Raw genomic sequence first — 24,582 nt, 5'->3', positions numbered from 1 at the left:
CCGAAGGCGTGATGCGTATTCTACTCATCCTGAATCCCTTGTCAAACACTTTTTGAAAAAAAATTCATTTTTTTAATTAAGTGTTTCATCCAGCCAATCATACATCACGGCATTGGCAAACATCACGTTCCCGACCTGGCAATGCGTGCTTGCCCCGCTCTTGTCATCAAAGCAATATTCACTGCCTTGAACCTGTTTAATAAATTCCCGGCTTTGCCGTTGCGGCTCCTCACCTTCTCCATTGCCAATTAACGCCAGGACTGGGCAATGAATCTGCTTTAACGCCTGTTCATCGACTTTGAAGCGGGCAATGTACTCGAAAGTCTTGCGAAACGTGTCCTTGCCATAACGCTGCATCAGCGTTTCGCACTGGAATTTCACCTGGCGCGACATCATGTCCTCAGGGATTTCAGGCAAATCCTGAACGCCAAAATCATCGGCCGCGGGTATGTCTCGAAGTGGATCAATGCCTGCAAAAGCGGTCATGTAGGCATAAAGATCGGTAATCGGTGAATTGGCTATCAAGGCACTGATACGGTTTTCATAACAGGCCGCACGCGTGGCAAAGTAGCCGCCAAAGCTTATGCCGCAAAGTGCAATTTTTTCAGGATTGACTTCTTTAAGCGTGATAAGCCGGTCAATCAACCCCTGGATGGGACGCTCGTAATCCGGTTTGAAACAGGACGTATTATTTACGCGCCAGGTGTCCATTTGGCCCGGACCTGCAAATACAACAATATTATAACCGCGTTCAAGTCCGGCGATACCGCGCATTAAAAACTCTTCCTCCAGCGTGCCGTCAAACCCGCTGACAATAATAAGTGTCTTATGATTACGCTTACCCTTTTGCGGAAAAAAGGCATAGGCCGGCAGCACTTCCCCATCCAACTCAAGAGACAATGACTCAAAGTGATAATCCACGCATTGCATGGCCTGTTGAAAACTGGAGCGAGCTTTTAAACCCAATTGCTTATGTTCTTCAGTAGTAACGGGGCTGTAATACTCCCCGGCACGGAATGAATTGCATGCCTTGATTAACTGACCATAAGCGCTGACTTTGTGCTGTTTTGCAAAACGGGCAAGACCATCCTGTAACTGATGATTGGCCATGCGGGTAAATGTTTGAACCCAATCTTTCGGCTCATTATCATGAATTTCCTGCACGGCGGCGAAACATTCGCCCGGGGACGATGCGCCATAAGCGGCAGCACCCAGTTGGCGCAGTAATTGAAAATCCATTTCAGGATCGGTAAACCCCTGTACCTTGATTGCTCCCCGCTTAAGATTGGCCATGCCTTTCCCCAATTTATTTTTTAGTGTTTAAAATTTAGATTATTGCACCGTCATTTGCCATCGGCTATGCTTGTGCGCAATTAATCACAGTGATCTAAGGATTTTCAATGCGTTTATTTTATGCTCTTTTATTCGCTTTTTGTTTAAACCCTCTTTCTGCTGCTCCCTACTATTCACCTAACAATGTGCACCAACATCCCAGCCAGGATCAAGCGTTAGCGCGAGCCTTGCGAATTGGGACAGATACTGATGGCAAACCGCTTTTTCTCTGCATTGGACGATTATTAAACAGCACCCAGCCCGGTAAAACCTGGGCAGGGTATGGGCGCTGCAATGTGCCCTATGGCGGCAAGGAATACATCGTCAATGATTACCAGGTTCCACCCGCGAATGCCTTTGGTCACGTCTTCTGGCAAAATGCGGGCGGTACACCGCTTGCCATTGGCCGCGACACCAACGGTAACCCTCTGTTCCTATGTCAGGCCTATTTCAAAGGCAGTAAACAACCCGGTAAAACCTGGCCTGGGTACAATCACTGCAATATTTCCTATGCCGGACAGGAAATTATTACCCACAATTACCGTATTCTCAGTCAGGAAGGCGGGCAAGCCAATTATCACCAGCATGCCAGCCAAAACCCTCAGCAACAGTGTATTACCGACCCCTTCGGTCATAAAGCATGCGGTTATCATTGCATTAAATCAATGAACAATGTGGCTTGTGCCGCATCACCCGATCAGCAATGTGTCAGCGATAACTTCGGACGGATTGTTTGTGGTTATGGTTGTGTGCAGTCGCCGTTAAAAGTAGCCTGTGCGCGTAGCCGCTCAAAAAATTGCGTCATGAATTCATTCAATGAAATTCGCTGTGGGACGAATTGCCGGATGGATAACTTTAACAGAATACAATGCGATGATTAACGGCGTTCGTAATAACAGAACGTCAGGTTATATTGATTTTTCTCATCCGCCTGTCTGGGAAGCGCCTCCAGACAGGACCACTCACTCTCATCCAGACAAGGGAAAAAAACATCCGCATCAAAACGATGATGGATGACTGTCAGGTAAAGACGGGAAGCCAAAGGCAAAGCCTGTTCAAACAATTCAGCACCGCCAATAATCATCGCCTCAGGAAACTCCGAAACCTGTTTAAGCGCCTCAGACAGGGATGAAACGGCGACTACGCCAGGAATTGCAGACTCGGTGCGACTGAGCACGATATTGAGACGGCCAGGCAATGGACGACCGATGGATACAAAGGTTTTCCTGCCCATAATAATCGGTTTGCCCATGGTCACCTGCTTAAAATGAGCCAAATCGGCGGGCAGATGGCAAAGCAGCTGATTGTTTTTACCCAGACCGCGGTGTTCATCCACGGCGGCAATAAGACTAATCATGGGCATGATGACCTCTCGCTTGAACCATAGACAAGGCGGTGTGGACTGCAGCGAGTAAACTGCCTGTGTCAGCCTGGCCCGTTCCTGCCAGTTCCAGTGCTGTGCCATGATCCACCGACGTACGAATAATGGGCAAGCCCAAGGTGATATTCACGGCGCGATTAAACCCGGCGTATTTAAGAACAGGTAATCCCTGATCATGGTACATGGCCAGATAGACGTCGCATTGGGCAGCCTTTTGTGTGGCAAACAGGGTATCGGCTGGAAAAGGTCCACTCACATGGATACCTTGCTGACGTAACGTTGCCAATGCGGGTTCGATAACATCAATTTCTTCTCGCCCCAAATACCCGCCCTCACCCGCGTGGGGATTAAGGCCCGCGACAGCGATGCGCGGCTCTGAAATACCAAAGTCACGTTGCAGGGATTGATGGAGCTGCCTCGCCACACGCGTGATCAAATCCTGGTTTATTGCCTGCGGCACCGCACTTAAAGGCAAATGCGTGGTCACAAGCGCAACCTTCATCGTCTCACAGGCCAACATCATCACGACCTCTTTCGTATCGCAATAATCGGCAAAAAACTCCGTATGCCCAGTAAACGGAATACCGGCCTTATTGATGATGGCCTTGTGAACAGGCGCTGTGACCAGGGCTGAAAACTCACCCGCGAGGCAAGCGTTGGCGGCCTGCCTTAAGAGGGCCAAAACATAGGGGGCATTACGTGCATCGAGTTGACCGGGTACAACCGGAGCCGGACAAGGCAGGGATAAAACAGTCAACTGCCCCGGTTGAACACTGAGTTTGTTGCGGGGGTGGTAATCCAGGAGTTCAACATTTAAACCAAGCTTCGTGGCGCGTTGCGCCAACAGCTGCTTATTACCCAGTACAACGAGGGGGAGTTCAAGCTCAGCCAGCGAAAGACAAAGATCGGGGCCAATGCCAGCTGGCTCACCGCTGCTAACCAGCAGCGGCTTCATGCCAAATCCTTATCCAGAATTTTAATGTAGGCATCGGCTCTTAAATGCTGCTGCCAGTTCTGTACAGCCTCGGTAAATTTACGCTGCTGCAGGAAGGCGCGGACCTGTTGTTTTTTGAAGGTCTCGGTGTCATCGACTTTTTTACGTCCAAGCACTTGAATAATATGCCAGCCAAAGACGGATTTAACCGGTTTGCTGATTTGGTTGACGGGTAAGGCATCCATGGCTTTTTCAAATTCCATCACCAGTTCACCGGAATTAACCCAACCCAAATCACCGCCTTTAACCGCACTGGCTGCATCCAGTGAATACTGTTTGGCCATGTGCACGAAATCTTTACCCGATTTCAATTGCTGGTATAAATTATTAGCCTGTCTTTCTGCTTCAGCCGCAGTCATGCTGGCATCCTGTTTTAACAGGATATGGCGTACATGCGTTTTTACCACTTCATGCTTCTGCTCGGCACCGCCAATGGCAATCAGTTTAATCAGTTGAAAACCGTTCCCTGTGCGAATGGGACCGGCAATCTGGCCGGCTTTCATGTTTACCACCTGTTTGGCAAAGACGTCGGGCAATTCCGCTAAATGACGCATACCCAAATCACCACCTTCCAAAGCAAATTCACCGCTTGATTCCGCAATGGCCAACCGGTTAAAGTCCTCCCCCTTTCTGATTTTGGCCAATAATTCCTTCGCCTTCTGGCGGGCTTTATTTAATTGCCCGGTCGTCGGTTCTTCCGGCAGCGGGATGACAATATTCTGTAAATGATAGGTAAATTGGGTTTTATCCTGGAATTGCGCCGTCTTAAGATAGTCTTCAACCTGCTCATTGCTAATTGACGACACGTCTTTGCCGACGGCTTTTTGTTGCACGCGGCTGATTAAAATTTCCTTGCGGATATTTTCGCGATAACTCTGCCAGCTAATCCCCTGCCGGGTTAATTCTTCACGCAATTCCGTCAGCGTTAAGTGATTATTGGCGGCAATCTTGTTAATGGCTTCATTCAACTCGGTGCTGTCGACCGTCATGTCATTCTGTTTCGCCAGCTGCAATTGCAAATCCACATCAATCAAGTGCTGCAGCACTTGTTTACGTAAGGTTTTTTCCGACGGCATCTGCATTTTTCTGGCTTGCATTTGCTGACGCAGCGCGTTCACCTGAGTATTGAGTTCACTTGAGGTGATGACGCCGTCATTAACAATAGCAACTACACTATCTAAAGGCTGAGCCACGGCAAGAGTTGGCAATAACAGGGCCAAAGAGACAATCCGCTTTAACATCCAATTTTCCTCTAAATTGTTTTTTTGCTGCCATTTTGGTTCATTTGTAACCAAAAAACAAGCATTGATTAATTACCCGCCATTATGCCTTCATTGATGAAAAGTATCCACATAGCTCGGCAAATATGTGCGAATCATGCCGACTGGATCACTGTATCCTAATGAGCCCAGGCCTTTTAACAGAAACTGTAAATAAACATGGTTGTTGTATTGCGGCGCCAGGGTATTACTCAGGCTTTGGAATGAACGACCTCCCACCAGGCGCACAGCCCAGCAACAATTATCGTATTGCACGCCCAGGAAGGACAGCATCTCATAGCGCTTGCTGATGTTATAACTGAAGGCACCCAGGGTGCTCCATCGATCATTGAATGGCCAGGCATAAGATATTGTGGCCTGATGCAAGGGGTTTTTCTGCGGTTTAACCGTACTGCGGGCCACTTGAGTGATATCGCCGTTGACTAAGTAGGTATAGCCGATATTAATAATGCGGTTGGCCTCGGGCTGGTAATGGAAATACACATTGCTGTTATCGGTGCTGCGGGTATAAGGATCCCACACGTAATCACTGGTCACTGTCCACAAAGGATTAAAACGATACATGGCGCGCGTGGCCACAGGGGAAAAATCAGCCAGCGGCGACAGGTAACCCAATAATGTGGAGGGATCAATGCAATCCGGTTTTCCTGGGCGATTGCGGCACAGCTGAACCCGTCTGTCTTCAAAATAACGGATTTGGCCGACGGTGACCTGGGCTTTTTCAACGCCGGTTTCATCAGCAATCCATCGCGAAGTAAGACCATAGGCCAATTGATTGGCATCACTGATGCGGTCATAGCCAGAAAAACGGTTGGCGCGAAAGACCTGATCGGTATTAAAAATCATGTAGGCTGAATCAAAAACCGGTATTTCGGACTGATCGACAAACGGGGCATAAAGATAATACAGTCTCGGCTCCAGCGTTTGAGTAAAGGAGCGATTCATAATCTTAAGAGGACGGTCAAAATAAAGGCCGCCATCCGCGCTCAACCGGGGAATAGTGGGGCTGAATTCAGAATCAGGCATCACCCCATTCCCCTGGACATTGTAATAGTTCTGTACCAGTTCAACCGTCGGGGTAAAATATCCCCAGGGCTTCATCTGCGGCAGGGACAACACCGGATTGAAATGATAACGCGGCCCCTCCGGTTGTTCAGTAAAACTGTTATCCGGCCAATGGAATTGATCAAACTGATTATGCAAAATCAGATTACCGTTAAACGGCAGATCGTTATAGGTGCCCAGAGCAACCAGTTGCGGCAACCGCTCATAGATATCGCTGACAGGCGTCTGATTAACCGGTTGCAGGGTTTGGTAGCTTTGCAGGGTCGAGCGGAATAACCAGTTATCCGTGGTATAGATTAAATCCCCCTGACGCAACAACTGCCTCTCAGTCAGCACCGCCAGATTGCTGCTGAAATCCTGAAGAAAATAATCATCCGACACCTGCTGGTAGTTAATCCGTAAACGCAGATTGGGTGTAAGCCGGGTGATGTCATTGTATTGCAGGGACCAGCGGTTGCTGGATTCGTTACGCAATGCGGGAAACTCCAATTCGTTATCGCGCAGAAACTGCTTAAAGGCACGATCCTGAGGTAAAAATCGCCCATTAAAAATGCCAGTTGAGTGTTCAGTTAAATAACGAAATTGCCCGCCCAGCATCACGCCGCGGCGAGTGTAAATCTCCGGTGTTAATGTGGCGTCATAATTAGGCGCCATATTCCAATAATAAGGCAGGGCAAAATTAAAGCCCCCGATGTTGGACGAACCCAGGGTTGGAAGCAGGAAACCGGACTTTCTGTCTTTGGAGGTCGGAAAACTTAAATAAGGCGTATAAAAAATCGGCACATCCCTTACCCGCAAACGGGCATGACGGGCGACGCCGGTAGCGGTTGAATCATCCAGCGCAATCGAATCGGCCTCAATCTGCCAGGCTTTGTCCTCTGGCGCGCAGGTGGTATAAGTCGCCTTCTTTAAAAAATAATCCTTATTGGCAAAGCGTTCAATCAGGCTTGCCCGCCCCCAGGCCGGTAATGATGCGCTTGGACGTGGAGAATGAAAGCGGTATAACACATCCTCTGCAAGGCCTGATCGATCGGTGGGATTGATGTTCACTTTTCTGGCAATCATCAGGCGTCCGGGTTCAAGGTATTTCACCTCACCCAACAATTCAATGCGATTGACCTGGTTGGTTTTGGCGTCACGGTACACGTAAGCAGTCTCGGCATTGACGATGCGGCCGGTTTGATGAACCTGAACGTTGCCCTTCAGTGTCGAGCGCCCCTGATTATAAAAAGACACCTCGTCCGCCTCGATGCGGATTTCATCCTCCTGAGTCAAGGGTTCAACATCGACAGGGCGGTAGGCGCCGCGGCAAACCTGGGAAGCCGAATTGTCCTCCCAACCGAGGCAACGGGAAATTCTGGCCCGTAACACAGGATCCAACACGGCATCACGCGGAATGATACAAGCCTGCACCGGCTCAAGCCAGGTTTCTGCCGCGCTGGAAACGTCCTGGTAAAGCAGGATCCCGAGCGTTATCAGAAGGAACCCCGCTATGGCAGCAACCTGCCTTAAACCGCGCGGCGTTAATCGATAATATCTAATGTTCACCGTCACCAAAATACCTTATGATCCTGGTGCACATTGTGCACAGTCATTTTAAACGCCCCCTGACAGTACAGTAAGGCAATGGGTTTGGAGTATAACATGCAACATCGTCAAAACGCACTGAACAAATGGCTTCAGGACGTGCTTCATGAGCAGCATTATGAGCTAGCGCCTCTTACCGGGGATGCCAGCTTTAGACGCTATTACCGCCTTCGCTACAACGGCATCAGCCGTATCGTCATGGATGCACCGCCGGATAAGGAGACCATGAAGCCATTTCTGTTGGTTGGCCATTTATTAAGTCAAGCCGGAGTCAAGACACCCACTGTGCACGCCTGTGATGAAGTTCAGGGATTTGCGGTATTGGACGATTTTGGCGACACCTTGTTGCTTTCGCAATTAACACCCGAACGGGTGGGCTCGCTTTATCATCAGGCGCTTTCCAGTTTAATTGTTATGCAACAATGCGCGACTGAGCAGCATGGTGAGAAGCTTCCCTGCTTTGACCAGGCATTCATGCGGCAGGAATTAGGACTTTTTTCCACCTGGTTTTTAGACAGCTATCTGAATATGAACCTCACCCCGTCTGAAGCGACCATGATTGAACAGACCTTTGACTGGTTAATCGCCGAAATCAGCCGCCAGCCCCAGGTTTTTATTCATCGCGATTACCATTCCCGTAATATCATGCTCCTCGAATCGGGCGAATTAGGCATCATTGATTTTCAGGATGCCATGAGCGGGCCTTTCACCTATGATTTGGTGTCTCTGCTTAAAGATTGCTACATCCAGTGGCCCTCTGAACAAGTCCGCGAGTGGGTATGCTATTTTCATACCCATTCTACTATTGCCCAACAATGGCCGTTCCAGGATTTTCTCCGCGCCTTTGAATTATGCGGCCTGCAAAGGCATTTAAAAGTCCTGGGGGTTTTTTCACGCCTGTATATTCGGGATAACAAGCCAGGGTATTTAAAGGATTTGCCATTGACCTTGCACTATACGTTGGCCTTCCTTGAATCCTGTGAAGAATTGCAGGCTTTTTATCAGTTCATGCAAAGCAGGATTCAACTACCATGAAAACAGCGATGATTCTAGCCGCGGGACGCGGTGAACGCTTAAAACCTGTGACGCTTTATACCCCTAAAGCCATGTGCCGGGTGCAGGGCATGCCGCTCATCGAACGCCATGTAGTCACGCTTGCGCGGGCGGGATTTGAAAAAATCATCATCAACCATGCCTATTTAGGCGGGCAGATTCGCCACCATCTGGGCGATGGCCAACGCTTTGGCGTGACCATCCATTATTCGCCGGAACCCCCAGGGGGACTTGAAACCGGCGGCGGGATTCAGAATGCGCTGAACCTGTTGGGCGATGAACCGTTTATCACCGTCAATGCCGATATCCTGACCCATTACGACTTTACCCGCCTGGCCCTCCCTTCTGACTCACTGGTTCATCTCGTCTTGGTTCCTAATCCCCTCCATAACAAGGCAGGCGATTTTGGTTTGACAACGGCAGGCAGGCTAACCAATGACCGGGTGTACACTTACCATGGAATTGCCTGCTACCATCCCCAGGCCCTCAACCTTTGCACACCAGGACGTTATTCCATTGTGCCGCTGATGCGTCAGTTGGTGAGCGCTCAACAGGCGAGCGGGGAGTTATTTCTGGGAGAATGGCTGGATATCGGCTCGGTCGATAGATTGAACCAAGCCAATACCATTGCGGGTGATTAGCCGCCTATGCGGCCACCGCTCTGCGGGGCCTCCGATGTGGAAGGAACTTCCGGGCGTGTTTCCTGCGGGGCAGGGGCGGCCTTTTCTTTCTTAGTACCCGGTGCCTCGTGCCGTTTGTCGGCCGCGGGGGCTTGTTCAGGGTACCGATGTTGCTGCACAATGACTTCAAGTCCACGGTCTCGAAGAAATTTTCCAAATCCCTTCTTTTCATCGCTCATCAACTGCATCACTTTTTCCGGATCGGCCCTTAATGGATTACCCGCTTTGTCTTTTACAATCTCACCATGTTCATTGGTTTGATAGATGACACTGCCTTTGCTTAAATAATTATTTTCGGCCAACCAGGCATTAAATAATTTATCCAGTGAATCCACCGGCACACCTTTCAATGCAACCCCTTCCTCGCTGTATCCTCGAAGCAACTGCGCCACGCTGCTGACCGCCACATCCATTTTGACAATGCCTTTGATAATAGCTGTGATGGTTCGAATGGCAGCCTCGGCAAGATGATGCTGCAGGTTTTGAAAATCGGTGCGCATTTGCATGTCACCATCCCAGGGAAACCCGCGGTCATCGCGCTGATAGTGGGTATTTTTAACAAAATCCTTGATCTTATTGAGGATGGGTTCCGATTTTTTATAAACATCACCACCGGCTTCTTTTAGAATCTTTTCAAATTGCTCCAGAAAATAGTCAGCTGCCTCAGGGAATTTAAAGCAGGCCAACAGGGCATCTTTATCGGGTAATGGGGTTACTTTAGGCATTCTTACCTCTCGCTGTCTTTGCCAGTTCCACAATGTGCGCGGGTACATTCAGCATTTTGTTAATTATTAATCAATTATAGCAACCGGCACTGACAAAGCAGTACCGATTCGTTCAAAGAAATGGTTAAAAGAGCGTAAAGTTTAATCGACCGGATTGGGTAAATTATCCGCCACCGAGGTGAATGTTTTATTCTTCATGGATTCAAACGTGAATTCATCAACCTGCATGGCATCCCACCGCGCTTTTTCAACTGCGACCAGGTCATCCATTTCCTGTTGCGTCAATTGCCCCTGGCTTACTTTTTCTGCCAGCTTCGTTTTCATGTCGTCAAATTTAAAGCGGCGGAGGTCACTGACTTTTTTATAAAGGTCAGCGCTTTTTAACACCATTTGCAGCGTCTCTTCCATTTTATCCACGGGTTGCCGCCGATCCCCTGACAGGTAAATGCGTTTTTTAATGCGATCGCGGTAATGGTTATTGGTCATCATTCGTTTTGCCAATTGATGATCGGCCTTGTCGCTGGGGTAACGCATGGTTTGCCCGAGCGGGAAAGCCAACAAGCGCATGACCATGCCGAGCAGGCGTGAAGGGAAATTGGCACAAAAGGCGATCATCGCGCGTTGGGCATGATAGAGGCAATAATCGACGGCCCATTGCGCATGCAGTTTCTCATCGGCATGTTCTTCATTCTGCTGGTAAGTCAGCAACACACCCATCGCCATGTACAGGTAGGAAAGGCCATCAGCCAGACGCGCAGACAAGCGCTCACGCCGCTTTAAATCACCGCCGAGGTAAATCAGTGATAAATCTGCAAGCCACGCGTAAGCATGACTTAAGCGAGTTAAGCGTTGATATGCTCTTTTCATGCCATTATTGGGTGCGCTGATAAAGAGGCCGCCAGTCCAGCCAGAACAAATGGTTTTAGCAAAATTCTGCATGAAATAATGGATGTGTTTCCACAGAAGGCCATGAAAAGCAGGTTTGTCTTCGCGTGAAATGGCATAAAATTCATCACGAACATAGGGGTGACAAGCCATGGAGCCCTGGCCAAAGATGAGCAAATTGCGGGACATGATATTAGCCCCTTCCACCGTCACGGATACAGGGATACCTAAATAAAAACTGGTCATGTAATTGCGAGGACCAACCACCACGGCACGGCCGGCATGTATATCCATGGCATTATTAATGACAATTCGTGCAAGCTCGGTGTTGAAATATTTGGTAATAGCCGAAGCCACCGATGGTTTTTTGTGTTGGTTGACCGCAGCCACTGTCAGCAATCGTGTGGCATTGATGAGGTAATTCAACCCCGCTATTTCAGCCAGTTTTTCCTGAATGCCCTCAAATTGACCAATGTCGACATTGAATTGACGGCGAATGTGAGCGAATGCCCCCGTGGCCAGATATGCCACGGTGGAGGAAGCCGCACCCAGGGCTGGCAACGAGATTGAGCGGCCGATGGACAGGCACTCCACCAGCATCTGCCAACCACGGCCGGCATTTTTTTGGCCGCCTATGATGGTGCTGATGGGAACAACAATGTCTTTGCCCCGAATGGTTCCATTCATAAACGGTTGATCCGCCGGCAGGTGACGATTACCGATTTCGAGGTTTTCTGTATCGCGTGGTATTAACAGGCAGGTGATGCCTTCTTCCCCTTCACCCTGTAACAACCCATCGGGATCTTTTAAATTAACAGCAAGGCCGATGAGCGTAGCAACGGGTGCCAAGGTAATCCAGCGCTTGTTTAAATCAATTTTTAAGTACAATTCGGTTTTATTGCCTACTTTCTTCTTAACCACCAGGGCTTCCGACTGGATGGAAGTCGCATCGCTGCCGGCGCCGGGTTCAGTCAGGGCAAAGCAGGGAATGTCGACCCCTTTGGCAAGGTTAGGCAAGTACTGCTGTTTCTGTTCATCCGTACCGTAGTAATGCAGCAACTCGCCCGGGCCAAGCGAGTTAGGCACCATCACGGTCACTGCAGCAACACCGGAGCGGCTGGCAATTTTCATGACGATGTCCGAATGCGCACGCGCTGAAAACCCCTTACCGCCAAATTCCTTGCTGATGACCAAGCCAAAAAAACCATTCTTTTTCAGGTAAGACCAGACTTTCTCTGGCAAATCACCGTGCTGAATAATTTCCCACTCATCGAGCATATCGCAAAGGCGCTGGGTTTCATTATCAAGAAAATGCTGCTCTTCTTCGGTTAAGCGGGTCGAAACGCTGCTTAATCTATCCCAATCGGGTGTACCAGTAAAAATATCTTTTTCGAGCCAGGTTTCACCGGCATTTAATGCTTCTTCTTCGGTTTTGGACAGTTTGGGAATTGCTTTGCCGGAGCGGGCATAGAAAAAGTCGCTAATCGCCTGACGCAGCGGTTCGGCACGGATAATCGCAACAGCTGAGAGAATACCCAGGGCGATAATGAGCGTAGGTAACCAGTGCATATCAACATACAGCGTCGCAATCAGCAGGTAGATAATACTGCCGACTTCCCAAACAATGGGGTTCATCGCCCGATAAAGCACAATCAGGGTAAATGCCAGATAGGCAATCAACAAGAGCGTCGTGGCCATGGTGGTCTTCCTTTTAACAGCCAAAATGAGTCGAAATGAAACCTAAGTATATACTGTTAATAAGAAAATTGGCGAGACACTGACACTGAAATCCCGTATTTAACTATCCATGGCTTTGTTGAGCGACGCGTTCTGGGTAACCACAGGCAAAACGGGCTTGGGTTTGCGCCAGAAATTAAACCAACCGGTGTTTGGAGATTTGGGCGCCTCCAGGGCTTCGGGTTCGGCTTTAGCCAGATCGGGAATCACCGAAATACTGGTCAACAACACATCCACTTCTTCACTGACGACGAGTTGGGGCTTCTCGGTTTTAATATCAAGCAGAATAAAACTGGACTCACCTAAATGACTGCTCTCATCGAGGGATTGTTTACCTTCGTTAACCGGTATTCCCTGTGCAGAGGGACTCTCGTGTGGTTTTTGCCAGCTAAACAACCGCCCGACATAATCCATGACCCGGAAAAAGCCGCTGACTAAAGTGGCTGTGTACCCTGGGGCGGCTACGCCCTGCACGGTTTCAAGTGCTTTTGGATGGGTTTTTTCGTAATAAGCCTCCAAATCAATCTGCGCGGATGGCTGGGCAGGCAAAGGATTGTCTTCCTGCTTTTTTACAGGCTCGACCATGGCGAGCGGGGCAGGCTCGTTTGAGTTCGCCATGGCGCCAGTCATTTTTTGCACTACATCAAACGACGGATGTAATTTTTTAATCTCGTCAAACATGACCTTGTACTCTGCCAGGCTTCGCTCATAGTCGTCTGTGTTTCGCGCATCATTGCTCCGAAGAACAAGTACCTTTTCAGCCTCCGTAATGGCCTCATCCAACTCATTAAGGGCCTCTTTCAGATCCTCACCGGGTTGGGCAATCCGGGCTTGAACCTGACTCATGGCATCATTCACCCTCTGAAGTGCGCTCAATTCTGACGCCACCTCTTCTTCCGTGGGGTACACTCGAAAGGCATTGCGCAGGCGCGCGATGGGACCGAAGGCAAACGCATTGGCCATTTTGGCCACCAGAAAATCAGTCAACAAGGTCTTTATGAACGCAAGACCTAAACACTTTAAAACAACCAGGGTAATCAATCCGGCTTTTTTAGCGCCGGAATAATCGGGGTTATCGCGGATGTCTTTAAATTCCTTGCGATGGGCAAAAACCTCTTTACCCATTTTTATACCGAAACGCACCAGGGCTAAAACACCAAGAACGACCGCCCCCACAATGGAAGCCGTCGCGCCCACAGCGCCCCCGACGCCCAGCAGAATCAATACGGATTGCAACGCACCAGACGCCCCGCCGATGCTCACCAGCGGTGCAATAATGGAGGTCCAGAGCGAGGTAAAGGTCACCGCTTCATACAACCAGCGCAGCACCGTCACGGCAAGACGGGGATTATTGCCTTTGGCAAGATCGTATTCCACGGCCACAACGCTGCGCCCGAGGCGCGGCGGTTTGGCCTCTTTTAATGCCACGCGATCATCGATTGCCTGCTTCATTTTTTTCTTTGCGGCATCAAGTTGTCTAAGTGCCCGCTGATTGAGCGCCGCCGCGGCCTTTTCTTTTGCCGGTTTTAACAACTGCATCAGTCTGGCAGATGATTGAGCAACTTCTTGTTCTTCGTCTTTTTTAAGAGAAGCCTCGTCGGCTTCCATTTTTTTAAGCACGCTAGCGAGTGTATCTATCGCCTGCTGCTGCAATTTATATTGTTGTTCGGCATCGAGTTTTTCTGCTGCCTCCAGCGCCATCAGCAGGTAGCGGTTAACCAAGGCGATGCGAATGACGTTGTCGTTGTCTGGATCGTTGAGATTCAGGTTTTGAATTAAAAATAACAACTGCTTTTGTGTTTCTTCTACAGCCGATTGTTCCTCATGAACCGGTTGGGTATTATCCTGTAGCCGTTGATCCAGTGCCGTGAAGGCACTCACGATCGCTTCTTTTTTCCTCTCCTTTTCGAGAGCGTCCTTTTCTTCTCCCAAAAAGGCATTAAACAGATAGTCAACGCAGGAAGAAGTTAACTCAGGACTTGCTTTCGGATTTTGCCGTTTCAGGGCCTGGTATTGAAGATAATAATAAGCGAAGGCATCCCGGTCAGCTGATGAGGCGTCTTTCTTATCGGCTCTGATTGCATAATCGTAGGCGCGGCTTTCCATGGTCTTTTTTAATTGCACGCCCAACAGCATGTAGAGCCTTTCTTTGGCCACATTAGCCACCTGCAGGGTTTTGTCGGCAATCACATCACCGTATTCCAGGGCCATAACGGCGAGAAAATCGCCCAGCAGCTTCCGCATTTCCTCACTCTGCATCATCTGATAGGCAATAATGCCCATGAAAGGATAGGGGAACAAATTCATTAACGTGTCCTTGTTAATGTTGCTCACTATTTTTTGTACCGACGTTTTAAGGAATTGGCTGCCCCAGGCCAGGAAGGATTGTTCATTTATCCCAAGCAGGGTATTCAATAGCTGATCCATCTGGGCTTCCTCTGCCGGAATTAGATGATCGACGCTTAAAGGATCGGTCAGTACGGGCATTAATTCGGGAATCGGCTTGGCGTTTAACGCATCGGTAAATGTTTTTTGCGCCTGATAAATCTCACTGGCATCTGAATCCTTAAAATAATAGGTCAGGAGATTATGGAGAAAATTATCATCGGGTTTGGCCTCTTCACCCGCTGGCCAGACTGTCCAGGCAAAGCGAACCAGTTTCCCACTTAAGGACGTGAAAGACAGATTTTTAATCCCCTCTTCCACTTTTTGCCCGCCAAGCCATTCATCAAGCGCCTGAGCCAGCGTACCCGGGTGGTTAGTTATCGCATCGTTCAGTTTATTAATGCTTGTTTTAACGCTGTCGATGTACATTATCTTTTTTTGACAGAGTGCATGCAATTCACTCCCTGCCTCACATAAAGCCAATAACCTGTTGCATTCCTTTTTCTGCTCATCGAGTCCGTTTAGCAGGTATTGCAGTGTTATCTTAATGTTTGGAAATGCCGTGGTTGTAATAAACTGAATACGTGACTGATGTGGTGTCGGACAGGGCTCAGGGTTGACTTCGCTAGCCGGGAATAATTTAGCAAACGATTTTTCAAGGGAAAACGCCGTCGTAAACAAATCCTTGCAGGCGGTGAATTCAGCCGTGTTGGCAAAGACTGACTGGAGGGATTCATAATCCTGTTTCGATAATCGCTGCCTGGATTTAAGCTTGGCGTAAATCGCGGGCAAATGATTCGTGTCAGCCTTATTAATAGGCTCCACTCTCGGGTTATCGTAACCAATGACGCGTTCCAGCAAGGGGATAAATTCATGCCCCATGGCCTCGTTAAGCATGGCCTCGAGGGCAGGTTTCAGAAAGTGTTGGCTGTATGCTGTCAGGGTGGGATTGCCCTTTCTGCTGTTTATTGCATCCACCGCCAGTTTCAAAGCCGTGAGCGTTTCCGATAGGGCTTTATAATCGTTCACCTTCAATGCCGCATTAAATTGAATCTGCAATTCCTTGAGCTGATGCACCATTAACACTACATCAAAGGCCCGGAAATCATCACTTGCCATCAAAGTCGGTGTCGGTTTGTCGCTTTTTTTGTCAGCAAATTGATTCAGGCGCTGGTGTAACGGGATCGCTAAATCCTTCTCATTAAGACTTTTGGTAAAGGCTTTAAAGTCGGAGTAAGAAAATTTGACTTGCGCATCTTTATATAAATCGCGAATGTAGGCGTTGAAGAATCGCTCGATTAAGGGTTCCTGAATATCGCCCCGGACAGCCAATTCGTTAAAGGTAAGATACACCAGCGCGGCTTCAGCCCCATCCGCTTTGGCGCCAAACGTACGAATGACTTCGGCAAAATCATTTTGGCGATTGGTTAAATACTGTCTGACGGACTCCGGGATAAAGTAAGTCAGGCGATTATAAAATACGCCGAATCCGTCATAGGCGGCCTGCATTAAATTCTGAATCCCGTCTGCTTTCTGGTGCAGTTCTTTATAATACCGGCTGGTTTCCCGCAACCAGGGCGGCAGCAGGCTTTCATCCACCTGCGCGGTAACATCAGCCATCTGATCCAGGTTGGCGAAGATTCTGCCAATCTGGGCGGCTCTATCAATCACATTGTCATTGGCAATGGCTTTCCCTGTCGCCTCTGCGGCGCCCAAAAGCCCGTTGGTCAATTGCCCGCACTGTTGAATGGGATTGAGAAGAGTATTTTGGATAACATCCTGCAGTGAATCAAAATGAATGCCAAGATGAGACAAGAGCTTCTGGCGCGCAGCCGCTTTTTTCGGATCATCGGCAGGGAAAATTTTCCCTTTGGCCTTTGAAAGCCGCTCATTGTGTTGCATGACCTGAACAATAAACGGCAAAAGCTCGTCTTTGATCTGGTCAATTAACTGTTCATCCATGGGTAATTCAGGCAAAGCAATCTGCACGGCCAGCTTCAACGCGTTCGTTAACTGGTGCTCATCCAACGACAAACTGACCACGTCAAGCACGCGGGTAAGCATTTCCGCGCTTTTACGGGGAACATAATTAATGCCCTTATTATTGGCTACGCCAACACAGAATTTCTCCAGCACGAAAGGCAGCGTCAGCAGGGTATCCAGGTAATTACGGTGTGCATGCAAGGCATCCAGGTATTCCTTGCTTAAGGTTTCGCCGGATTCTTCTCCGTGAATATAACTAACCGACATATCCTCCGGCGCATTGGCTAAAGTCCGAATTGCCATTTCGGTGTTTTTACGGGCTTTATCCAGTTCGCTTAAATAGCCGGTTTTTAGTAATTTCACCCCCCAGGGATCGCGATTGGCTTGCTGGACTTCATCGACGATGCTTTGAGCAAACGCTTTAAGCAGGGATATCGTCGCCGCACTGGATTCCTCATGCCATTTTAAAGGCAGGGCCTCGCATAATTTATTCCATTGATCAGATTTGAGCACCATTTGCCGCCGCAGGGCGATGTGGAGGTGAAAGGCATAGGCGACCGGATTACAACCAGCTTTGTCCAGAGTAAAACCGCATAAATCCAGAATGAACTGGCTGAGTTTCTTTTTATCATCGGCAATGAGGTTGCCATCCAGTTTAGTACGCATTGCAGCTTAGGGATAAATGGTTATTTATTGAGTATAAAACCCTTTTATTAAGGAATTATGATATCAATGCCCAAATATTAGCCATTGCTTTCACCGAAAGCCTTTTTTTTGTTATGACGGGTAAAAAGGGCTTTTACTAGCAGGCCGCCTTGAAATAGACTAATCCCAGAATAATCCCTTGAATTCACCATGAAAAAACGTCTGGTTTGGAATTTTGAAATTGATACCGAGCACGCGGAGCACTTCCCGCTCCTCCCCCCCGCCACCAAAGAGCCCCTGCGTTGGGAAGCCCGTTATTTCTGGCGGGGTGAGGACATGGTCTGCCTTCACAGCTTAAACGACGACTACCTGGATTTAAGCCGCTATGAAAGCAAGCATCGTGAAGACACTTATCACGTACTAGCCGCCTTTAATTTCAATATCAAGGTTAGACGCGGTGAGCTATTGTACAAGCCCTTGCTTGAAGAGACCGCGCTATTACTGGGGTTTGGTAAAAAAATTCCCCTGCATGAACAACCGCCCGATATGGTTTTACCCGGAACAGATGGACTTTCAGCACGGCAATTATTGGAACTAGTCGAGAAGAATTCAAACATCATCACGGTAGAAAAGGATGCGCTCGTCCTTAAATTAGCGGATGAACCAACCATTAAACTGGAGTTGTCACGACTTAAAATGGGTTCCGACATCTTCTTCAGCGCCTGCATTGAAGGACGCGCTCAGGGCCTGGTTCAAGCCATTGCAGAGCATGTTTTTCCTGGACAAATGCCCAGCGATTATGTGCACTTCCTGAAGCAGCAGGTTTATCATGATTAGTACCCTGTTCGCGTTAATGGCCAGTTTCGGCAAAATTGGCTTTATCTCGCTGGGTGGCGGCAATTCAATGTTGAAACTCATTGAATACGAGGCAGTCGTCTACCGGCATTGGATTAGCCCCGAAGAATTCGTTAACATGGTGGGCACGACGTTTCTGTTTCCCGGCTTAACCGCCGTAAAATTGTCAGCGGTCATTGGCTATAAAGCCGCGGGTTTCTGGGGTTTGATTCTGGCCGTAGCCAGTATTAATTTACCGGGTTTGATTTTAGCCGTACTCGGCTATCGTTTTCTAAGCACCAGCACCGGCCCGATGACACACAAAATCATGGTCTCCGTGCAATATGGTGCGCTGGCTTTGCTCGCCGCCGCGTCTTTTTCTGTCGCTCAAGGTGTGGTCAGCCTCTATTATTCATTGCCTATAGCCATTGCGACAGTGCTATTTTTCATTGCCTTGGTCTATTTGCAATTATCCCCTTTTTGGGGGTTTATCGCCTTTATTGGCATTTGTTTTTTTATAGTAAGATAAACAGGCGAGAAATTTGCTTGTATTTGGTCAGGAAGAGCGCTTAAGGGGAGAGTGGTGTGAGCGAATCGCTGGACAATCCGGAATACTACATCAATCGCGAGTTCACAGCCCTTGCATTCAATGAACGGGTTTTACAGCTGGCAAAAAACGAGCGGGTTCCCTTGCTGGAACGCATGCGTTTTTTATGCATCTGCAGCAGTAATCTGGATGAGTTTTTTGAAATTCGCGTCGCCGGTTTGAAGGAAAAAATCGCCCTGTCGTCACGTAAGCCCAATATCGATGGGTTAATGGCTGAAGATGTATTTAATCACTTAAGCCGCAAGGCTCATTTGCTCAGTGATGAGCTGTATGAGATTTTCAATAAAGAACTGATGCCAGCCATGCGGCGGGAGAATATTTACTTCTTAGGCATTGATGAGTGGAGTGATGATATCCAGTTGTGGGCCAAACATTATTTCAAGAATGAAATTCTGCCCATCGTCAGCCCCATTGCGCTTGATTTGGCTCATCCCTTTCCGCGCTTGTTTAACAAAAGCCTTAATTTTATTATTGCCCTGCAAGGAAGAGACGCCTTCGATCGCAGCATTGATTATGCGGTTGTTCACGCCCCCCGCTCGCTGCCGCGCATGATTCACCTGCCCTCGGAACTTTGTACGCAAGGCGGCAGTTACTTTGTCTACCTTTCATCCATTATTCAAACACACATCCACAGTCTTTTCCCCGGCATGGAAATCAATGGCTGCTATCCGTTCCGCCTGACGCGAAACAGCGATTTATTTTTACGCGAAGAAGAGATTGAAGATCTGGCGGTTGCCGTCCAGCGTGAATTATTTTCCCGCCACTATGGTCATGTGGTACGGCTTGAAATCGACAAAAAATGCCCGCCGCATATCGTCGATTTTCTGCTGCAAAAACACCATCTTCATCATGAGGACAGTTATTACTGTGATGGACCGGTTAATTTGCAACGCTATGCCAGCGTCATTAACCAAATCGAACGACCGGACCTGAATTATCCGCCCCTGGTAGTGCAGTACCCGTCATTTCTCAATCATAAACGCAACCTGTTTAATGTTCTCGATGAACAGGATATCCTCCTGCATCATCCTTTCCAGAGTTTTGATGTGGTCATTGATTTTGTCCGTCAGGCTGCAGCCGATCCGAATGTACTGGCCATCAAACAAACCCTGTACCGCACCCGTTCCGATTCCATCATGGTCAAGGCACTGATTGAGGCCGCACGCTCGGGTAAAGAAGTCACTGCTGTTGTTGAACTGCGGGCGCGGTTTGATGAAGAATCAAACCTTAAACTGGCCAACCGCCTGCATGAAGCAGGCGTTCTGGTCCTGTATGGAGTGATGGGTTATAAAACACATGCCAAAATGACACTGGTTGTCAGGAGAACCCACGGCAAGCTAAAGCGCTATGTTCATCTGGGGACGGGGAATTACCATGAGCAGACCGCCAAGCGCTACACCGATTTCGGGTTATTAACCAGTGAATCGACCATCACGGCCGATACACAGATTATTTTTCAGCAACTGACCGGTTTAGGTAAAACAGTCAAGCTCAAAGCCCTGTGCCATTCTCCCTTTACGCTACAGAAAAACCTGCTGCAGTTAATTGAGGATTGTGCGGCGGCTGCCAAGGAAGGTAAAGAGGCTGAAATTATCATTAAGGTCAATGGCTTGACCGACAAAGTCATGGTGAAAGCGCTGTATCTTGCTTCCCAGGCGGGCGTTAAAATTACGCTGCTGGTCCGAAGCCTCTGCTGCCTTAAACCGGGAATTCCCGGCGTCTCGGACAATATTCGCGTCATTTCCATCGTCGGACGCTTTCTTGAGCACCACCGCATTTATTATTTCCGCAAACAGGAAGAGGAGTTTTATTTTTGCTCCAGTGCGGATTTGATGGAGCGCAATTTGTATAACCGCATTGAAATCATGTTTCCCATCCTCGATGAGGATTGCCAGCGGCGCATTAAAAATGAAATTTTTAAAAATTACCTGAAAGATAACCGCAATGCCTGGGAAATGCAGGCAGACGGCAGTTACAAAGCCTTAACTCACGGCAGCTACAGCGCTCAGGAAAAACTAATCGAACTGTATTATCATGCCAATGAGTAAAGGTTAAAGCAGCAGGGTTTTGTGTTGCTTACCCGCCTCTTCGCGGGCAAGACGGGGAACCAGATACCCCGGAAGCAGTGTTTGTAATTGGCGATAAATGGCCAGGGCTTCCTCCTGTGGCATATCAAAATGCGCCGCCCCTTTAACCTTATCGAGTACATGCAGGTAATAAGGCAGAATTTTAATATCAAATAACCGCTCGCTTAAAGCCGCAAGCACGGCAGGGTTATCATTGATGCCCTTAAGTAAAACCGATTGATTGAGCAACTGGCAACCGGCCTGATAAAGGGCAAGGCAGGCGAGATCTACGGATTCGTCAATCTCCTGGGGATGATTGCAGTGAATGACCATGACTTTCCGTAAGCGGGAAGCCTGCAACTGCGCCAATAATACGGAATTGATCCGCTCCGGCAAGACCACGGGGATGCGGGTATGAAAACGCAGCGTACGTACATGGCTTATTTCACCCAGTGCTTCAATCAGTTCACCCAGAATAACATCAGCCGCCATAAGCGGATCGCCCCCGCTTAATATCACTTCATGAATAGCCGGATCGCGGCGAATATAATCCAGGACACGCCGCCAACCCTCGCGGCCGGGATTATTCTCCTGATAGGGGAAATGCCTGCGAAAACAATAGCGGCAATTGACAGCGCAGGCGCCGGTTAATGTCAGCAGCACGCGGCCCTGGTATTTATGAATTAAACCCTGCAGAGGATTGGCGGCCGCCTCCGCCAGGGGGTCGGGACCATAGCCAGGTACGTCCTTAAGTTCCTGTTCGACAGCCAACACCTGAAGCAACAGGGGATCAGCCGGATTTCCCGCCTGCATGCGCCCGGCAAAGCCCTGGGGAACGCGGGTTTTAAATTGTTGCTGCGCACCCTCACTACCCAGCGTGTGAGGCAAAGAAAGGTAATCCAGTAGCGCCTCTTTTGTGGCAAAACCTTGTGCCAGAATTTTTTGCCAGCTCACAGAAGCATCTCGCATTCATTGTACAAAATTGGTAAACTGCGTGAACTTTAGCGAAATTACGACAAAATCTCAACTGTGGAGAACGAATGGCTATTTACGGCAGTAATGATTTAAAAAATGGCTTAAAGGTTATGGTGGATGGCGCGCCCTGCAATATTGTTGAATGCGAATTCGTCAAACCAGGTAAAGGCCAGGCTTTTACCCGCATCAAAATCCGCAACTTAAAAACCGGCCGGGTCGTCGAGCGCACTTTAAAATCAAACGAGACCTTATCCTCTGCCGATGTCACCGACGTGGAAATGCAGTACCTTTACAATGATGGTGAACAATGGCATTTCATGGTTCCCGACAACTTTGAACAATATGCCATCACCACCGAAACCCTGGCAGACTCCGCCCAATGGTTAAAAGAACAGGACATCTGCATCGTGACCCTTTGGAATAATGAACCCATTCAGGTCACCCCGCCGAACTTTGTTATCCTGGCCATCACGGAAACCGATCCGGGCTTAAAAGGCGATACCTCTGGTGGCGGCGGCAAACCGGCAACGCTTGAAACCGGTGCTGTCGTACGTGTCCCCTTGTTTGTTCAAACCGGTGAACTCATTAAAGTCGACACGCGTAAAGGCGAATACGTTTCCCGCGCCAAGGAATAATAGCATTTGGCGCGGGCTCCTCCGCGCCGCATCTACTTCATCAACCACCTGATTTCTTATCATTTTTTACCCGGTTGAACAAAAAAAATTCATATGGTAACCTAGCCTCTTTTTATTTTATTGTCAGGCAAGGACATCATTATGGTTTATTATTTTGGCACACCCGATCAGGTTAAAGCGGATGAAGCGTATGAACGCCAAGATTATTATACCGCACTCAGCCATTATCACCGTGCACTGGAAACCTTAAACCGGTACGCCGCCCAACCCCATTTTCATCCGCCTTCTTCATTCTATGATGCGGTTTGTTATGTCAATGTTGAAATTGCACACACGCAATGCATGGTCATTCTCTCCTCGATGGAGAACGAGCGTTTTTCACTGCAGGAAACAGAAGCGCTTTGGCAGCAAATTCGCGGAAAAATACCTGAAATTCTGCAGGTATTTAATCGGATCAAGAATCATAGTCATGTTAAATGTAACCAGGAATTTATTGACGACCTCTTAAGACTGGTTTCAGAAACCTGCGAGCAAGTCAGTGATGAACTTCTTGATTTACAAGACAATGAGTCTTCTATTGCTGCTCGATTAGCGCTGCTTGAGGCCAGCAAATCCTGGATAGCAGAAGCCATCCACTACCGTCATCAGGCAGGCTTAAGGTCAATAGAACAACATCTCGGTTATCTTAATATTCTGGAATCACTCTTTAAGTTAAATGCCAACCGTGAAACAGTAACCGAAATGCTGTCGACCATCGAAAACAGTCAATTGCTTACGATGGAATTACCGATCACACAGACGTTAGAAGTTTATTATTATCAGGCCCTTGCTGCCTTTGAATTGCAAAACGAGGATTGCGCTGTGTTTCTGGACCGTTGTCAACAGCTCCTTGAAGGACTTGATTCCTCTGCCAGTGAACTGGTTGTTGTGGAAGAGACCAAGTCTCTCATTAACCGCTATAAAAGATACAACCCTGCCTCAGAAGAGAGGGATGAAATGGATGACAGCGACTTCGATTCTGATCGCATGGATGATACAGGATTCAGTGCACCTTCAAGCGAATACCAATCAGACAGCCCTTCCACTTCCTCGCAAGGCAGCTTATCGGTCACACTCTGGGGCCTGGCGACAGCAGCGACAACCGTCGCATCGGCATCCCACAGTCCAAGTCCCGCGCCTCAAAACCAAGCAAACGCCTGGTTATTTTTTCAGCCTCCCACCGAGAGTGCAACAACCATGAGGGTCATGGCTGCCATGCGCTCCATTACTGATACAGCACAGAATGAAAAATTCTTTGCCAATCTGTTGTCTATAGTGGGTGATTATTTTTATAGGCATTGTCAGGTTAAATTCAAAAACCGCATGTTGATGGCCCATGATTTGTATTCAGCGGCCTTGGCTATTGATCCAGACCATCATGTTGCCAAAGCCAATCAATACCATGTTCGGCATTTTCCTGATGTCAGGGACAATCTTCGTTTTGCCTCGAAAGGGGATCGACATCAGGACTCAAGAAGTGCCTTTCTTGAAGCCATTGAAGAAGTATGCCTGCAACTGGATGTTCTTGCCCTCCAGCATAAAGCACCAATTCTTGAGGAGATGATTGAGTCGGTTGCCGCAACCATTGAATCAAAAAACATTGCCGGCCAGGTATCAGCGCAAGTCGCAGACACCTTGCGTCAGCACTTTAATAGAACAACTCACCAACCCATTGCTTATTCGGCTCATTAACA

17 protein-coding genes are annotated in these 24,582 nt (G+C 48.5%); 8 read left to right on the top strand and 9 right to left on the bottom strand.

Features of this window, described 5'->3' with window-relative positions; all coding sequences use genetic code 11:
• Positions 1-72: 72 nt before the first annotated feature.
• On the bottom strand, positions 73-1,293 hold the full coding sequence (locus Lery_RS01315; RefSeq protein ID WP_058525444.1) for an alpha/beta hydrolase family protein: 1,221 nt from the start codon (positions 1,291-1,293) through the stop codon (positions 73-75).
• A gap of 107 nt (positions 1,294-1,400) precedes the next feature.
• On the opposite strand from Lery_RS01315, the gene Lery_RS01310 reads away from it, so the two are divergent.
• Positions 1,401-2,213 (top strand): DUF3421 domain-containing protein, encoded by an 813-nt coding sequence (locus Lery_RS01310; RefSeq protein ID WP_058525443.1) that lies wholly within the window; start codon positions 1,401-1,403, stop codon positions 2,211-2,213.
• Here the strand turns inward: Lery_RS01310 and Lery_RS01305 are convergent.
• The 4 genes from Lery_RS01305 to Lery_RS01290 form a co-directional block, all read right to left on the bottom strand.
• Positions 2,210-2,695, bottom strand: a complete 486-nt coding sequence (locus tag Lery_RS01305; RefSeq protein ID WP_082657089.1) for a dihydrofolate reductase — start codon at positions 2,693-2,695, stop codon at positions 2,210-2,212. The two genes, Lery_RS01310 and Lery_RS01305, sit on opposite strands and share 4 nt — an antisense overlap.
• On the bottom strand, positions 2,682-3,668 hold the full coding sequence (pdxA, locus tag Lery_RS01300) for a 4-hydroxythreonine-4-phosphate dehydrogenase PdxA (RefSeq protein ID WP_058525442.1): 987 nt from the start codon (positions 3,666-3,668) through the stop codon (positions 2,682-2,684). The genes Lery_RS01305 and pdxA overlap by 14 nt, the downstream gene beginning before the upstream one ends.
• Positions 3,665-4,948, bottom strand: coding sequence for a peptidylprolyl isomerase (locus Lery_RS01295; protein ID WP_058525718.1), 1,284 nt, complete (start codon positions 4,946-4,948; stop codon positions 3,665-3,667). Before Lery_RS01295 ends, pdxA begins: the two co-directional genes overlap by 4 nt.
• 90 nt (positions 4,949-5,038) lie before the next feature.
• On the bottom strand, positions 5,039-7,600 hold the full coding sequence (locus Lery_RS01290; RefSeq protein ID WP_337589159.1) for an LPS-assembly protein LptD: 2,562 nt from the start codon (positions 7,598-7,600) through the stop codon (positions 5,039-5,041).
• Between the two features lie 96 nt (positions 7,601-7,696).
• On the opposite strand from Lery_RS01290, the gene Lery_RS01285 reads away from it, so the two are divergent.
• Together Lery_RS01285 and murU are read left to right on the top strand one after the other, a co-directional pair.
• Positions 7,697-8,674: an aminoglycoside phosphotransferase family protein gene (locus Lery_RS01285; RefSeq protein WP_058525441.1), complete on the top strand. Its 978-nt coding sequence runs from the start codon at positions 7,697-7,699 to the stop codon at positions 8,672-8,674.
• Positions 8,671-9,333, top strand: coding sequence for an N-acetylmuramate alpha-1-phosphate uridylyltransferase MurU (murU, locus tag Lery_RS01280; RefSeq protein WP_058525440.1), 663 nt, complete (start codon positions 8,671-8,673; stop codon positions 9,331-9,333). Before Lery_RS01285 ends, murU begins: the two co-directional genes overlap by 4 nt.
• On the opposite strand, the gene Lery_RS01275 is transcribed toward murU, so the two are convergent.
• From Lery_RS01275 to Lery_RS01265, 3 genes are all read right to left on the bottom strand, one after another.
• Positions 9,330-10,097, bottom strand: coding sequence for a hypothetical protein (locus Lery_RS01275; protein ID WP_058525439.1), 768 nt, complete (start codon positions 10,095-10,097; stop codon positions 9,330-9,332). The genes murU and Lery_RS01275 overlap by 4 nt on opposite strands.
• Positions 10,098-10,238: 141 nt before the next feature.
• Positions 10,239-12,680, bottom strand: a complete 2,442-nt coding sequence (locus Lery_RS01270) for an acyl-CoA dehydrogenase (protein WP_058525438.1) — start codon at positions 12,678-12,680, stop codon at positions 10,239-10,241.
• A 99-nt stretch (positions 12,681-12,779) separates the two neighbouring features.
• Entirely contained in the window at positions 12,780-17,753 is a 4,974-nt protein-coding gene (locus tag Lery_RS01265) for an AAA family ATPase (RefSeq protein ID WP_058525437.1), read from the bottom strand.
• A gap of 189 nt (positions 17,754-17,942) precedes the next feature.
• On the opposite strand from Lery_RS01265, the gene Lery_RS01260 reads away from it, so the two are divergent.
• The 3 genes from Lery_RS01260 to ppk1 are packed head-to-tail and all read left to right on the top strand — an operon-like array spanning position 17,943 to position 21,221.
• A complete protein-coding gene (locus Lery_RS01260; RefSeq protein ID WP_058525436.1) occupies positions 17,943-18,569 on the top strand; it encodes a hypothetical protein in 627 nt (208 codons plus the stop codon).
• On the top strand, positions 18,562-19,095 hold the full coding sequence (locus Lery_RS01255; protein WP_058525435.1) for a chromate transporter: 534 nt from the start codon (positions 18,562-18,564) through the stop codon (positions 19,093-19,095). Before Lery_RS01260 ends, Lery_RS01255 begins: the two co-directional genes overlap by 8 nt.
• A gap of 56 nt (positions 19,096-19,151) precedes the next feature.
• Positions 19,152-21,221, top strand: coding sequence for a polyphosphate kinase 1 (ppk1, locus tag Lery_RS01250; protein ID WP_058525434.1), 2,070 nt, complete (start codon positions 19,152-19,154; stop codon positions 21,219-21,221).
• A 3-nt stretch (positions 21,222-21,224) separates the two neighbouring features.
• On the opposite strand, the gene epmB is transcribed toward ppk1, so the two are convergent.
• Positions 21,225-22,208 (bottom strand): EF-P beta-lysylation protein EpmB, encoded by a 984-nt coding sequence (gene epmB / locus Lery_RS01245; protein ID WP_058525433.1) that lies wholly within the window; start codon positions 22,206-22,208, stop codon positions 21,225-21,227.
• 71 nt (positions 22,209-22,279) lie between these two features.
• Between epmB and efp the strand changes: the two genes are divergently transcribed.
• Together efp and Lery_RS01235 are read left to right on the top strand one after the other, a co-directional pair.
• Positions 22,280-22,849, top strand: a complete 570-nt coding sequence (efp, locus tag Lery_RS01240) for an elongation factor P (protein WP_058525432.1) — start codon at positions 22,280-22,282, stop codon at positions 22,847-22,849.
• Positions 22,850-22,990: 141 nt separating this feature from the next.
• A complete protein-coding gene (locus tag Lery_RS01235) occupies positions 22,991-24,580 on the top strand; it encodes a hypothetical protein (protein ID WP_058525431.1) in 1,590 nt (529 codons plus the stop codon).
• Positions 24,581-24,582: the final 2 nt, after the last annotated feature.

Source organism: Legionella erythra (assembly GCF_001467615.1).
Lineage (GTDB): Bacteria > Pseudomonadota > Gammaproteobacteria > Legionellales > Legionellaceae > Legionella_C > Legionella_C erythra.
Note: the sequence above shows the minus strand (reverse complement) of the source record. Positions and strands in the feature narration are given on the sequence as shown.